Origin of the sequence: Litorimonas cladophorae (assembly GCF_014652455.1) — a bacterium.
Lineage (GTDB): Bacteria > Pseudomonadota > Alphaproteobacteria > Caulobacterales > Maricaulaceae > Litorimonas > Litorimonas cladophorae.
Genome location: NZ_BMYV01000001.1, coordinates 1,191,101 through 1,204,997 on the forward strand (window position 1 = coordinate 1,191,101; position 13,897 = coordinate 1,204,997).

Annotated in this window: 16 protein-coding genes and 1 tRNA gene; 10 read left to right on the forward strand and 7 right to left on the reverse strand. The window is 51.3% G+C overall.

The genetic code is table 11. The annotated features are described in order from the left end of the window. Positions 1-138: 138 nt before the first annotated feature. The 4 genes from IE073_RS05645 to gatC are packed head-to-tail and all read right to left on the reverse strand — an operon-like array spanning position 139 to position 3,648. Positions 139-369: a hypothetical protein gene (locus IE073_RS05645; protein ID WP_189582465.1), complete on the reverse strand. Its 231-nt coding sequence runs from the start codon at positions 367-369 to the stop codon at positions 139-141. A gap of 2 nt (positions 370-371) precedes the next feature. Further along, a complete protein-coding gene (gene gatB / locus IE073_RS05650; RefSeq protein WP_189582468.1) occupies positions 372-1,865 on the reverse strand; it encodes an Asp-tRNA(Asn)/Glu-tRNA(Gln) amidotransferase subunit GatB in 1,494 nt (497 codons plus the stop codon). A 3-nt stretch (positions 1,866-1,868) separates the two neighbouring features. Continuing rightward, complete coding sequence (gene gatA / locus IE073_RS05655; protein WP_189582471.1) at positions 1,869-3,335, reverse strand: Asp-tRNA(Asn)/Glu-tRNA(Gln) amidotransferase subunit GatA; 1,467 nt, start codon at positions 3,333-3,335, stop codon at positions 1,869-1,871. Positions 3,336-3,345: 10 nt separating this feature from the next. Then, the gene (gene gatC / locus IE073_RS05660) at positions 3,346-3,648 is read right to left on the reverse strand and encodes an Asp-tRNA(Asn)/Glu-tRNA(Gln) amidotransferase subunit GatC (RefSeq protein ID WP_189582474.1); all 303 of its coding nucleotides are present in this window, start codon (positions 3,646-3,648) and stop codon (positions 3,346-3,348) included. 182 nt (positions 3,649-3,830) lie between these two features. On the opposite strand from gatC, the gene IE073_RS05665 reads away from it, so the two are divergent. The 5 genes from IE073_RS05665 to ruvX all read left to right on the forward strand — a co-directional run bounded on the left by IE073_RS05665 (position 3,831) and on the right by ruvX (position 6,839). Beyond that, positions 3,831-4,415 (forward strand): 1-acyl-sn-glycerol-3-phosphate acyltransferase, encoded by a 585-nt coding sequence (locus IE073_RS05665; protein WP_189582477.1) that lies wholly within the window; start codon positions 3,831-3,833, stop codon positions 4,413-4,415. Between the two features lie 41 nt (positions 4,416-4,456). After that, the gene (locus IE073_RS05670; RefSeq protein ID WP_189582480.1) at positions 4,457-5,047 is read left to right on the forward strand and encodes a 1-acyl-sn-glycerol-3-phosphate acyltransferase; all 591 of its coding nucleotides are present in this window, start codon (positions 4,457-4,459) and stop codon (positions 5,045-5,047) included. A 90-nt stretch (positions 5,048-5,137) separates the two neighbouring features. Continuing rightward, a complete protein-coding gene (locus tag IE073_RS05675) occupies positions 5,138-5,737 on the forward strand; it encodes a 1-acyl-sn-glycerol-3-phosphate acyltransferase (RefSeq protein ID WP_189582483.1) in 600 nt (199 codons plus the stop codon). Positions 5,738-5,795: 58 nt separating this feature from the next. After that, the gene (locus tag IE073_RS05680; protein WP_189582486.1) at positions 5,796-6,377 is read left to right on the forward strand and encodes a hypothetical protein; all 582 of its coding nucleotides are present in this window, start codon (positions 5,796-5,798) and stop codon (positions 6,375-6,377) included. Between the two features lie 9 nt (positions 6,378-6,386). Further along, the gene (ruvX, locus tag IE073_RS05685; protein ID WP_189582489.1) at positions 6,387-6,839 is read left to right on the forward strand and encodes a Holliday junction resolvase RuvX; all 453 of its coding nucleotides are present in this window, start codon (positions 6,387-6,389) and stop codon (positions 6,837-6,839) included. A 149-nt stretch (positions 6,840-6,988) separates the two neighbouring features. Here ruvX and IE073_RS05690 read toward each other — a convergent pair whose 3' ends face one another. Beyond that, positions 6,989-7,462, reverse strand: coding sequence for a hypothetical protein (locus tag IE073_RS05690; RefSeq protein ID WP_189582492.1), 474 nt, complete (start codon positions 7,460-7,462; stop codon positions 6,989-6,991). Between the two features lie 21 nt (positions 7,463-7,483). After that, positions 7,484-9,022, reverse strand: coding sequence for an SEL1-like repeat protein (locus IE073_RS05695; protein WP_189582495.1), 1,539 nt, complete (start codon positions 9,020-9,022; stop codon positions 7,484-7,486). Positions 9,023-9,470: 448 nt separating this feature from the next. On the opposite strand from IE073_RS05695, the gene IE073_RS05700 reads away from it, so the two are divergent. From IE073_RS05700 to pyrC, 3 genes are read left to right on the forward strand one after another with little or no spacing between them, the layout of a single operon-like run. Next, positions 9,471-9,698 carry a hypothetical protein gene (locus tag IE073_RS05700; protein ID WP_189582498.1) on the forward strand — a complete coding sequence of 76 codons (228 nt, stop codon included), beginning with the start codon at positions 9,471-9,473 and terminating at the stop codon, positions 9,696-9,698. A gap of 29 nt (positions 9,699-9,727) precedes the next feature. Beyond that, positions 9,728-10,708: an aspartate carbamoyltransferase catalytic subunit gene (locus IE073_RS05705; RefSeq protein ID WP_189582501.1), complete on the forward strand. Its 981-nt coding sequence runs from the start codon at positions 9,728-9,730 to the stop codon at positions 10,706-10,708. Continuing rightward, positions 10,705-11,970 (forward strand): dihydroorotase, encoded by a 1,266-nt coding sequence (pyrC, locus tag IE073_RS05710; RefSeq protein ID WP_189582504.1) that lies wholly within the window; start codon positions 10,705-10,707, stop codon positions 11,968-11,970. The genes IE073_RS05705 and pyrC overlap by 4 nt, the downstream gene beginning before the upstream one ends. Here pyrC and IE073_RS05715 read toward each other — a convergent pair. After that, positions 11,958-12,302: an Mpo1-like protein gene (locus IE073_RS05715; RefSeq protein ID WP_189582507.1), complete on the reverse strand. Its 345-nt coding sequence runs from the start codon at positions 12,300-12,302 to the stop codon at positions 11,958-11,960. The genes pyrC and IE073_RS05715 overlap by 13 nt on opposite strands. A gap of 272 nt (positions 12,303-12,574) precedes the next feature. On the opposite strand from IE073_RS05715, the gene IE073_RS05720 reads away from it, so the two are divergent. Together IE073_RS05720 and IE073_RS05725 are read left to right on the forward strand one after the other, a co-directional pair. Beyond that, positions 12,575-12,650 (forward strand) — tRNA-Asn (locus IE073_RS05720). A gap of 465 nt (positions 12,651-13,115) precedes the next feature. Continuing rightward, positions 13,116-13,874, forward strand: a complete 759-nt coding sequence (locus IE073_RS05725; protein ID WP_189582510.1) for a siderophore-interacting protein — start codon at positions 13,116-13,118, stop codon at positions 13,872-13,874. The last annotated feature ends 23 nt before the right edge of the window (positions 13,875-13,897 follow it).

The following is a 13,897-nucleotide window of genomic DNA, read 5'->3' on the forward strand; positions in this document are numbered from 1 at the left end:
TCGGCAATACCGACCGCTGCACCCCTCAATTATGAAAACCCAATTGGCTTTCCTGCATTATTCAAGAGAAATGGAAGGCCAATCGCGATCATTGATACACCTAAAAATGACGTCTAAAGTCAGAGCCAGGTTGAGTTTTCATATCTTGTCTAAATCCGCTCGCATCTTTGCTAATAGGAATTTGAGGACAAAAAAATCGGCAATGGCCACGCCAACCATGACAAGGGCGATCAATTCGCCCATCTCGGATGGGATGATCTCACTGTAAAACATAACCGCCAAAACCAGAAGCATAAGAATTCCGCCGCGCATCACGAGCGACACCATTTTTATCGAAGCTTCTTTTTGTTCGCGTGTTTGTTCGGTCATAATTACAATCCCAGCTTCTCCCGCAAGATTTTATTCACGGCCTGCGGATTGGCTTTGCCTTGGCTAGCTTTCATGACTTGTCCAACGAAGAAGCCAAGGAGTTTCGGGTTTTCTTTTGCCGCGGCCGCTTGGCCCGAATTATCAGCAATGACCTTATCAACCATCGCTTCAATCGCGCCCATGTCCGTGACCTGTTTCAGGCCATCGCGTTCGATGATCTCGTCAGCTGTCCCTTCGCCCGCGAACATTTTCTCAAACACGTCTTTGGCAATTTTGCCCGAGATTGTGTCGTCGAGGATACGGTCAATCAGGCCGCCCAGCGCATCAGCCGAAACAGGGCTGTCTTCCAGCTCAAGCCCAGCTTTATTTAGCGCACCGAATAGCTCGCCCATCGTCCAGTTCGACGCGATTTTGGAATCCCGCCCCTTGGTGACGATTTCGTAGAAGTCAGCCTTTGTCTTATCCGCCGTCAAGATGCGCGCATCATATTCTGGCAAACCATAATCGGACATAAAGCGCGCTTTGCGGACGTCAGGCATTTCTGGCAGCTCAGCTTTGATGCGGTCAACGAAAGATTGCTCAAGCTTAATCGGCAGCAAATCGGGGTCCGGGAAATAACGGTAATCATGCGCGTCTTCTTTGGAGCGCATGGTCCGTGTTTCGCCTTTGACGCTATCGAACAGGCGTGTTTCCTGATCGATCTCGCCGCCTGCTTCCAAAATGTCGATATGACGACGGGCTTCAAAATTGATGGCCTGACGGATGAACCGCATAGAGTTGACGTTCTTAATCTCGCAACGCGTGCCGAGCTCTCCGCCGGGACGACGTACGGACACGTTCACATCGGCGCGAAGGTTGCCCTTCTCCATATCGCCGTCACATGTGCCTAGCGCGCGCACGATACCGCGTAGCTTCTCGACATAGGCCGAGGCTTCTTCTGGCGAGCGCATGTCAGGTTTAGATACGATTTCCATGAGCGCCACACCGCAGCGGTTCAAATCGACATAAGTTTCATCTGGCGACAGATCATGCACGGATTTACCTGCATCTTGCTCCAAATGGAGGCGCTCGATACCCACATTTACCGGCTCGCCGACATTACCGTCGCCGTCAATCGGCAGGATTTCGATCTCGCCCTCGCCTACAATTGGATGCTCGAATTGTGAAATTTGATAACCTTGCGGCAGGTCGACATAGAAATAGTTTTTGCGGTCAAAGCGCGAGAACAGATTGATCTTGGCGTTCAAGCCAAAACCCGTCTTCACGGCTTGCTCGATGCAGAACTCGTTCACGACAGGCAACATACCTGGCATACCCGCGTCGACGAGCGACACCTGCGTATTCGGTGCAGAGCCGTAATCCGTGGCTGAGCCAGAGAAGAGTTTGGACTCGGACGCGACCTGCGCATGGACCTCAAGCCCAATGATGATTTCCCAATCACCCGTATCCGTGGTGATCCAGTCTTTTTTATCCGCAATGCGTGGTGCTATGAACATGATCTATACCCACCATTTTTCTGGTTTAGCTGTAAACCCAGCCGCGTCTTCCAACGCGCTTGCAGCCTTAAACACGGTCGCCTCATCCATCGCGCGGCCGATAATCTGCAATCCCAGCGGCAAGCCGTTTTGGTCGAGGCCCGCAGGGACAGAAACCCCCGGCAAGCCAGCCAAGTTCGTCGTGACCGTGAAAATATCGTTCAGATACATTTGCACCGGATCGCTAACTTTGCGGCCCACTGCAAAGGCTGCGCTTGGCGCAGTCGGCGTTAGGATCGCGTCACAGCTTTCCCAGGCGTTTTCAAAATCTTGCACGATCCGCGTACGAACTTTCTGCGCGCGCAGATAATAGGCGTCGTAATATCCAGCGGACAGAACATAGGTTCCGATCATGATACGACGGCGGACTTCATCACCGAAACCATCAGTGCGTGTCAGCTCATAGGTATCTGTCAGGTCTTTACCGTCAACGCGGAGGCCGTAACGCATACCGTCATAACGCGCCAAGTTTGAAGACGCTTCAGCAGGGGCAACAACGTAATAGGCTGGCAGCGCATATTTGGTGTGTGGCAAGCTGATCGGGACGATTTCCGCGCCCGCAGCCTTCATCATCTCAATACCATTGTCCCATAACGCTTGAATGTCGGCGGGCATGCCGTCGATAGAATATTCTTTCGGAATACCAATACGCATCCCTTTGATGGACTGACCACAGGCACCAACCCAATCGGGCACGTCAGCGTTGATCGAGGTCGAATCTTTGGGATCATATCCCGCCATGCTTTCCAGCAAGATCGCGCTATCGCGAACCGTCTTAGCAATCGGCCCCGCTTGATCGAGCGAACTTGCAAAGGCGACAGTGCCCCAACGCGAACACCGACCATATGTGGGTTTGATCCCGACTGTACCCGTGAACGACGCGGGCTGGCGGATCGAACCGCCCGTATCTGTCGCAGTTGCACCCAAACATAAGTCCGCCGCCACAGCCGAAGCCGAGCCACCAGATGACCCACCAGGCACAAGGTCTTCGCCATTGCGCCAAGGGTTAATCACGGGACCGAAATGCGAGGTCTCGTTCGAGCTACCCATCGCGAATTCATCGAGATTTAGTTTACCCAGCATGACCATGCCGTCGGCTTTCATATTGGCCGAAACAGTTGATTCGTAAGTTGGTGTGAAATCCCCAAGGATTTTTGACCCTGCCGTGGTTTTCACGCCTTCGGTGCAGAACAAATCTTTGATACCCAAAGGCGCGCCTTCGAGCTTACCTACTTCGCCTGATGCGCGGCGCGCGTCAGAGGCTTTCGCCTGATCCATGGCCAATTCAAAAGTTGTCGTAATAAACGCGTTCAACTCCGCGCCATCCATACAGGCATCAACATGGGCTTTTGTCAGCTCTTCGGACGAGAAATCGCCTTTGGCCATGCCGTCCAGCGCGCCGGACAATGTCATTTTTGTGAGGTCAGTCATGATCTACTTCCTACTCAACACTACGCGGAACGACGAAGAAGCCATCGTCTGACTTCGGCGCATTTTTCAATACATCGTCACGTTTGCCGCCGTCGGTCACTTTGTCGGCGCGCATTGGCGCAGCCATATCCACGGCGGATGTCATGGGCTCTACGCCCTCGACGTCCACTTCACTGAGCTGTTCGATCCAAGCCAGAATGCCGTTCAAATCTTCGGCAATCGGTTGGAGACGGTCAGCCTCTACATGGAGCCGGGATAGCTTTGCGATTTTCTTGACGTCGTCTGCTGTGACGCCGTTTTTAGGTTGGGCCATTTCGTCAGTCCTTAACTCTCGAAGTGCGCGGTTAGCAGGCGCAAAAAACAGGCGCAAGACATTGTGACCCCCATTGTGGTTCAGAGAGCCTTGTATCGCAGTTCTGCCCGTTTTAGGGCGGGCAGGCAGACGAAGCGGCGATGTGCCATCGAGTTTTTGCAAATCTAGGCTGACGCCCCACAATGACTTTACCGCTCCCACCGAATGCGCCGGCATTTGGCAATAAGCTTTCCCGCGCCTTTGGACGTCTGATGTTGCGCTCCGTGGGCATGAAATTGGGTGGCACCGTTCCCGATGTGCCCAAGGTAATCTTGCTGGGCACGCCGCACACCTCCAACTGGGACCTGATTTTGGCGATGGGCATGCGCTTTGCACTGGGTCTCGAGTATAAATGGATGATGAAAAAAGAAGCATTCTTTTTTCCAATGGCGGGCACGTTCAAAGCGATGGGCGGCATTCCCATTGATCGCAAGGCGGCCAAGGATGTGGTCGGACAGATTGCCGATTGGTTTGACGCCAATGAAAAGGCTTGGATCGGGATTACGCCCGCGGGAACACGAACCAAGGTAGAGTCGTATAAGAAGGGCTATCTGCGCATCGCCTATGCCACAGGCGTCCCGATCTTCGTGGTCGGCGTCAATTCAGAGACAAAGACCCTTGTTTTCGACCAATTCATCGACCTGACTGGAGATATTGACGTCGATAATGCCCGCGTTCGCGATTTCGTGCGTAGTCATTATACAGGATTAAAACCTGAAAACAGCTAGGCCGAATTTTACCTCTGCCGATCGGCTACCAAATAGGGACCATGGCATTGAAGTACGAGAATGAATTTATAGGCCCAAATGCGCCCCGAATGGGAAATGCGGTAACGCGCTGGATCGGTGACGTGATCCTGAAAGCGATGGGGTGGACCTTGGTCGGCAAGCTCCCCAATCTGAAAAAAGCCATTATCATCGGCGGTCCTCACACATCCAATTGGGACCTGTTTCTCGCAATGGGCTCAATGCTCTCAGTCGGGCTGAAGTTTTCATGGATGATGAAAAAGGAAGCGTTCATTTGGCCATTAGGTCGATTGTGGAAAGCTCTGGGCGGAATTCCAATTGACCGGAAAGCGAAAACAGATGTTATGTCCCAAATTAAAGATTGGTTTGACCAGCGTGACTCAATTTGGCTCGGCATCACGCCCGAAGGCACGCGCTCACGGGTCGACAGCTATAAAACAGGATATTTGCGCATCGCAAAGGCTGTCGGCGTCCCCTTATTCATCGTCGGGATTGATGCTGAGAACAAACGCATCGTGCTCGATCAAATTTGGGAACCCCATAGCGATATCGACACAGAGAACGCGGCGATTAAATCCTATATTGATGCCCATTACGTCGGCATACGAAATTAGGTCGCCCTACCTAGAGATAGATCATATGTGAGTTTGGATTATTCAATCCACGACCTTTTCAAATGATTGAAACTAGTTAGAACGCGGTCCATGAAATACGACAATCCACATATGTCCTCGCACAGCCCCCGCATGGGAAATGCCTTCACGCGGGGATTTGGCTCCTTAGGTTTGAAACTCACAGGATGGAAATTGAAGGGCAAAATGCCCGATGTCGATAAATTTGTGATTATAGGCGTTCCGCACACATCAAATTGGGACGCAATCAGCGCCTCACTCGCCATGCTGGCCAGTGGCTTCAAATATACGTTCTTGATCAAGAAAGAGTGGTTCTTCTGGCCAATGGGGCCGCTGTTTCGCGCGCTAGGTGGATATCCCGTTGATCGCGGACGCGGCGGCAAAGCCGTGGTCCAACAGCTGACCAAATATATCGAAGAGACAGATAAAATCTGCATCGGCTTCCCCCCGGAAGGGACACGTTCGAAAGTTTCCAAATACAAAACAGGGTTCTTACGCGTTGCCTATGCGGCGAATGTGCCCGTCTTTATTTGTGCATTTGACGGCCCGAACAAACATGTCGTGCTTGATCGACTCTTTCCATTAACCGGCAATATCGATGCCGATGCCAAGGCGATTAAAGCCTATGTCGATGAAAATTGGATTGGCGTGCATCCAGAACGTCAGAAGTAGTCACACATCAAGCGCCTGACCATTTGCGTTGTAAATCGCAGAGATCTAGAGCGGACAGGTGAACACCCCGACCCATACATTACTTGCCCTGGCTGTGCTTTCGAAAAAGGGCGATCGCAAACGCAACTTTTTTGTTTTTCTTGGGTCACTGACGCCTGATTTGGCGATTTTTCTTTGGGCGCCGTATCAGTCAATCGTCAAAGGCGTATCAGGCGCGGAGATGTGGCGAGAGCTGTATTTCCAAGACACGATGCAGAACCTGATCGCTTGGTTTAATTCAGTCCCAATCTACGCGGCGCTTATGCTGATTGGGTTGGCCGCGCGGTCAAAGACATGGGGCAAGCTTTTACTCTTTTTCGCACTCGCCGCGCTTATTCATATGGCGACAGATTTACCTGTCCATGCCGATGACGCTTATCGTCACTTTTGGCCGCTGACGGATTGGCGGTTTAGCAGTCCACTATCTTATTGGGACGTTGATCACCATGCGCGCTGGGTCAGCCTCATCGAAATCGGTCTGGCCGTCGTTTGTATCACCGTTTTATGGAAACGTTTTCCGGCCAGATGGGTGAAAGTTCTACTGAGTCTGCTGGCGGCCTTTTACATGCTAGTGCTAGTCGCCTCGATCTTTCTGCGATAGGGGCGCGATATGCCAATTCAAACCATTCCAGACTTTGCCGCGACTACGGGCCCCCTGCTCGGCCTTGATCCTGGCACCAAAACCTTAGGGCTGGCGATCTCAGATCGAACACGGTTGATTGCCACACCATTGGTCACCATTCATCGCAAGAAATTTACGCCAGACGCGGCTGAATTGCTCGACATTTATGACAAGAACGAAGCGGTCGGCCTCGTTATCGGCTTGCCTATGAATATGAACGGCACGGCGGGACCGCGTGTTCAATCTGTCAAAGACTTTGCCAATAACCTCATGAAAATTCGCGACCTGCCCATCCTGTTCTGGGACGAACGGATGTCGACGATGGCCGTGACGCGCGGCATGCTCGAAGCCGATATGAGCCGCAAGAAACGCGCCGAGAACGTCGATAAGCTTGCCGCGGGATATATCCTGCAAGGCGTCTTGGACCGGTTGAGGAATTAGTGATTATAGTATTTATAAATCCCCGTAGTGGACCTAAATTAATACATTAGCATCTAATTAAATATAAAGGTTTTCAAGAACACGTATTTTCTTCTTAGTCCCGTTAAGACTAAGATTCGAACTTGGAATCGCCCGCTTCAGAAAACTTTTTAAGGCTCTAATTTCACGGTACCTGGTTGCGTACCAAAAAGTTTGCGACAATTTTTGACATCAGAGACATGCTGATCAGCGATTTGTTTGATGGGCGGAAAGAACTGATGGTCGCTGTTTTTTGAGGCATATAACCCTGTAAGCAAAACCTTTTCGGACATATCGCAATGCTCCCCGACCCTTTCCTCTTTGATGTAAGCGTTAGCCAAATTAGACCGCGCGTGTGCTTCGACCATAAAAGACATCATCAGATGGTCGAGTGAATTAATGTTTGGCTGCAATACAAGGGTATTATCTAAAGATGACTTACAGGCCGCTTCAACATTCAAGCCTTTGGCCTGCATGCAACTTGCGCCCCATTTCTGCAATGAGTCCATTTGAGATTTAAGGACTGGATCTTCGTTGGCTGACGCAAGCGTCGCGCAGCTCAGGTTAAGCGCTATAGCAACGCTAACTCCTACTAAATTTTTCATGAGATTTCCTTTCTAAAGAAATTAACAGCCATATGTGCCGCCTGTGTTGCAATAGGTTTGTCGTGTTCGAACTCTGACACGATTATAAATCGCCGCCGAACTTTCTTGGGCCGCATAACTCCTGTTGGTATTAGGTGCGAGATAAGACCGCGATGGAGGTGTGTAGGAAGAGGAAAAGCTATTTGCGGTGCTGGCGCTATAATTTTGCTGTTGTGCTATCTCTGCGAGCCGTTCCTGACGCGCTTTTTTTTGCGCCGCAGCCCGAGCAAGGCGTGCTTCTTTTTCCTTTCGCTCGCGTGCAGCTTCACTTGCAACCCAATCACAAGCATTACTGTCGCCGAGCTTACATGACTTGTGCATGCTGGCTGTTCCAGCTTCATAACGTTTGTGAACGATTTCAGAGCGTCCCTGCTGGTAGCACGACAAAGCACTTCCAAACTCACACCCACGCTTAGCCGTCAAAATATCGTCAAACGTCAACTCACCCGTTCTTTCATATGCATCCGCGGTAAGAGCGGCGGCATAGTCACAAGCTTCTCGGATGTGCCCTTTATAAAATTCAGGAGTCCTGAAACCCTCATAATATTTATCTTCGGTGTAGCATGCCGCGATAGCGTATTTGACCGCTTTTTGAGGGCGAGGGGGCACATTCAATTTACCCGTATGATAAACACTTGCCGCCTTTAGACACATTTGCGGGAATTGGTCTTCGCATCCGTATCTAAGAGCCATTTCGATATCATTTATGCTGATAGCAACATCATCATTCGGGCTGAGGTTCTGTGCTGATCCTGTGGCGTAATCGAGAATTTCCATGCACGCGCTGCCATATTTTAATTGGCAAGCTTTGCGAAACCATAGCAACCCCTCTTGGGTATTCTTAGGCAAAGACGGCTCTCTAGAAAGGAATCCCGCATAAGCTTGTCCAACGCTCTTGCACGCATAACCACTTCCAAGCTCACAGCCCTTTTTACCCCATTTGACGGCAAAGTTTACATCTGGAACAGGGTCGTTTGGTCCAGGTTTTTTTCTGGGATTGAATGCCATTGCGGCGACATCACAAACATCGGGATCACCCGCATTGCAAGCAGCGCCTAAGGATAATTTATACATCACTGGGCTGGGCCTGACAGTGTCATAAAGTTCGATACAATATCTAAACTCTCTCAATCTGCAGCCTATATTGAGAGTTTTTTCGTAGATTTCAGGGTTGGGCGCTTGGTCGCGCGCGTATTCAATCGTTATTGCGCAGGATTCTAAATCTTTATAGATTTCACACGCTTTGAAGAACGCTTCCGTACCCTCGGTAATATCGACCGGTCTCTCAACCCCAAACACCCAGACCTTACCTAAGTTTTGACAGGCACTAAGCCCGGCTGGCTGGCCACATTCACGCTCCCAATTTTCCCATCCTGGCGGCAAACCATCATCGACGGTAAGCTGGGCATATAGATTTACAGATGAACACAAAAAGCATGAAATTACAGCGAGAATCCGAATAGCAAATCTAGGCGTAGCCCGCATTAGCGAGACGAGATTAAATACAATCGGATTTGTCACCACTCTGTTGCCCCCGAGAGAATGTGTGGAAATATGTCTACTGCAAAGTTAGTTTTTAAACAAGTTATTCTCGGTACTCGTTCTATCAACCTCCACTTCGCCTTTAAAACAGGCGCCCTCTACGTGTGTCAAAGACATTTAAATTCGGCCATTTATGGCTCCGAAATGGAATGATCCCCGTATAAAACACCTCTAAGCCTCTGTAATCAATCGTCCTGCAAGAAACTGATCCCCGCCCTGAAAAGCTGTGATAATTTACAGGGGTTCTTTCGGACATGGGACAGGCGGGGCCTCGCTTGCCGGTTCGAGAGACGGTGGGCCTGAGCATTGAATGGTGAGACATTTGACTGTGCCGGGGCTTTTGAAGTGAGAGCCGACCCGTCAGTCCAAGTGTCTGAACTCGGGGGTTTATGACTGGCCGCTTCTTCAAAAACCACTGCCGCAGAGTTTGCGTTATCCGCCTGACAAACGGATAGCGTGGCTATCGCGTAAAACAAAACAACAAATCTGGTACTCCATCGCGGAGGCCAACTCTGCGGACCGTCCCAACTTAGTTGGACATCGCATTTCGGCAGACCCCAATGTTGAAACCAAAGTTTCAACGGCGGCTGTAAGCGGTGACGCTTGCGAAACTCACGTCCGTCAGAGCATTGACGCTATCCTTTCAGACGGGTAACCCGTCGCGAGTTAAAGGATCGCACGCCCATGACCGATGATTTCGCCGCCTATCCCTTCACGCGCGAACATTGCCTATCAATTTCAGACTTCCACCGCGTTGATATTGAACGCTTGCTGGACCTCGGCGCACATTATCTCAATTTGGAGCATCAAAAAGGCGGCAGCAGCAAAGTCCTGCGCGGGAAAACGCTGATCAATTTGTTCTTTGAAAATTCAACGCGGACAGAGAAATCATTCGAGCTGGCGGGCAAACGCCTTGGGGCCGATGTGATTTCCATGCAGGTCGCCTCCAGCTCGGTCAAAAAAGGCGAGACATTGCTGGACACCGCCTCGACCTTGAATGCGATGAACCCCGACCTCTTGGTCGTCCGTCACGGCAGTTCGGGTGCCCCCGCCCTGCTCGCCCAAAAAGTCTCATGCTCCGTGATCAATGCAGGTGACGGCATGCATGAGCATCCAACCCAAGCGCTGCTTGATGCGCTGACGCTGCGTGAAGCTTTCGACGGCGATATTGGCGGGCTTCAGATCGCGATTTGCGGCGATATTCTGCACAGCCGCGTGGCGCGGTCGAATGTGCAACTTCTGAATCTCTTGGGCGCGAATGTGCGTCTCGTGGGGCCGCCCACCCTGATTCCAACCGATGCCGATCGATGGGGCGTTGAAGTCTTCCACGATATGGAAACGGGGCTTCAAGGCTGTGACGTGGTCATGATGTTGCGTCTCCAACTTGAGCGGATGAAAGGATCATTCGTTCCGTCAAAGCGCGAATATTATCATTTCCACGGCTTGACGCGTGCCAAGCTCGCCTACGCCAAAACTGGCGCGCTGGTCATGCACCCGGGCCCCATGAACCGCGGCGTCGAGATCAGTTCCGATGTTGCCGATGATCCCGATATCAGCCTCATCACTAATCAAGTCGGCGCAGGTGTCGCCATGCGTATGGCGATTTTACACGCGCTCTCTGATGCACAAGATATCAGACGGCAGAACGAAGGGTCAGCATTATGAGCATCACCCTGACTGATATTCGAATCTTGGACCCCGAAAGCGGTACCGACACGATCGGTCACTTGCGTATTGAAAACGGTGAAATCGCAGACTTCGGTCCAGACTGCGCCGTTTATGGTAACGTTATCGAAGGCCAAGGCCTCTGCGTTGCGCCGGGCCTGATCGATATGCGCGTGACCACGGGAGAGCCCGGACGCGAAAACCGAGAAACGCTCGCCACCGCCGCAGATGCGGCTATTGCAGGTGGTGTCACAACATTTGTCGTTATGCCGGGCACCGACCCTGTAATCGACGATATGGCATTGGTGGATTACGTCATCCGACGGGGTGAGGCTTTGCCCGTCGACATACTCGTCGCCGGTGCGTTGACCAAAGGCTTGGACGGCGAAACCATGACCGAAATTGGCCTGATGCAACAGGCCGGCGCGGTCATGTTCGCCAGCGGAAAACAGCCTATTCGCAATGCACAAATCATGCGGCGATTGCTGTCATATTCCGCCAGCTTCAATGCGTTAATTTCCAATCACTGTATGACGCCAGAATTTTCCAGCGGAACCGTCGCCCATGAAAGCGATTTCTCCTCGCGCCTCGGCCTGACCGCTGCGCCGTCCGTGTCCGAACGGATTATGGCCGAACGCGATATCGCGCTCGCCGAATTAACGGGCGGACGGGTGCTGCTCGATTTGGTGTCCTCAGCTGATGTTCTGCCCGTTCTTCGCCGCGCAAAAGCCAAAGAATTAGATGTGGCGGCCTCAGTCTCGATCAACCATTTGGCGTTGAACGAGTTGGATATTGGTGACTACCGCACATTTGCGAAGTTAGAGCCGCCGCTGCGGGAAGAACGCGATCGCCAAGCTCTGTTGGCGGCGGTCAATGACGGCACAATTGACGTTATTGTCTCAGATCATGATCCACGTCCAGCCGGAGAAAAGCGCTTGCCCTACGCCGAAGCCTCCCCTGGCGCAGTCGGATTGGAACTCCTGCTGGCGGCAGGGCTAAGCCAAGTTGCCGATGGCGGGTTGGACTTGCTGGCATTCCTCGCCGCGCTCACCCACCGCCCCGCTGATCTTCTCGGCCTCGATGCAGGCCGCATTCGCGTCGGCGCAGCCGCAGATCTTGTGATTTTCGATCCCAACGAACCTTGGGTTTGTGATGCGGAAAAACTTCGCAGTCGGTCAAAGAACACACCGTTTGACGGTCGCCGCCTAACTGGCCGCGTTCAGCATACAATCAAAAACGGCGAGATTGTCTATTCCGTTTGAGTTGCAGCGGAAACACCCGCCTTTTCCAATTCGCGGCCCATCGTGCCTGTCAAAAAATGAAAGAGCATTTTGAAATCCGACCCAAGTGACCATAGTGGATAGGTAAATGTCGCGGGCTTGTTTTTCTCGATCAAGCCGTGGCTAACCCAGGCGAAAAAATATCCGCAAACTAGGACTAGGGGAATCAGTAGCCAGTTTTGCGTCGCCAGAAGATAAATTAACAAGGCGATCGCCAGTCCCGTCCCCAGATAATGCCAACCGCGCGTCGCCGCTTGGGCATGCTCGCGCAGGTAATAAGGCCAGAATTCTGCATAGGTTTGGATCGTTTTCATTGGATCATCTTAATAATGATCCCCGTCTGTGTCCATTCCCCCTAAGATTATCGAACTTTATTGGCGTCGTTAACCCGTTATTTACCCTGTTCGTTAATAAGGAGGCGTGTCTCCTCTAGGGGACCCACCATTCACCTAATACCTTTCGGGCGCTTCGGCGTCCTTTTTTTTGGCCTGAACATTGTCACTGCTTTTTTTTGAAAACAGTGAAAACTACGCTTGCCGAATGCGAAAATCGCTTGTATCAGGCGCGCCTACCTCGAATGGTCTATTCCGCAATAGCTCAGTTGGTAGAGCAGCTGACTGTTAATCAGCTTGTCGCAGGTTCGAGTCCTGCTTGCGGAGCCACCATCTTCCCCTCACCGGATCATAAGCGTGTAATAAGTCAGGGATAACCTCCCTCTGCTTTCCTATACCCTTAAGTAACCTCAAATTTGGTGTAACAATCAGTGTATGTGGAGGTCTCAAGTGATTCACCATCTCTCCAACGGAGGCGGACGGTGGCAGTACACCCGCGAAGTCCTATCAGAAGTGCCCCATATAGATAAGGATCTCACAATTCCCATCTGGTGACATACGGCCTCCTGAAGTGTCGAGCGGTTAGACAACAAGCTATGATGCTCGTGGACAAAGCCTCACTGCAACAGCAGGTGTTTTCACAATCAGTTGCATTCGAAATTCGGATTAATGTAAATTCATTCAATCAATTTTCCAAATAGACTAATGACTGGTATCATCAGCGCAGAAACTGGCATGACCGACGTCATCGTCCTTGAAACCAATGGGTTTCAGATTCACTAAACGGAACAATACATGGCGCGTCAAAGACCAGAACCTCGAAATCTAGACGTTATCGAAACGGTTCGCCTTACTCCCAATATGCACAGAGTGACATTGGGAGGCGAAGGTTTTGTCGGCTTCCCGCCCGATAGCGACGGCGGCTACATCAAGTTACGGTTATCCGACCCAGAGACAGGAAAATCTCTCGTGCGGACCTACACCATACGGAGCCAGTCCGAAGCCAGCATCGACGTCGATTTTGCTTTACACGGATCAAAAGACACGTCTGGCCCAGCTACGGATTGGGCATTGAATGCGGTGCCCGGCGATAGGATATTTGTCGGCGGCCCTGGCCCTGCCAAGCCTCTCCCAGAAGGCTCAGGCCCTTTCCTATTGGTTGGCGACATGACGGCATTACCAGCCATTTCAGTCAACTTGGAAAATTTACCGAATGATGCCAGTGGCCACGTTGTCATTCTCATTCGAGAAAAATCTGATGAGCAAACGCTAACTGCGCCGACTGGCATGAAAATCCACTGGATCGTTGAAACGGAGCTGGGCGCAAACCCCGAGGTTTTGAACCAAACCGTCCGCGACATACTAGCGATTGATGATATGGAATATGCTTGGGTGGCTTGTGAGTTTGAGGCGATGAAATTATTGCGTCAATATCTTCGCGTAGAACAAAACTTTGGAAAAGATCGTTTATATATTTCCAGTTATTGGAAACGCGGTATGGTTGAAGATGAACATAAAAAAGCAAAACGTGAAGACTTAGAGACGACGACCTAATCACCTCTCAGAGGCCTAAATTG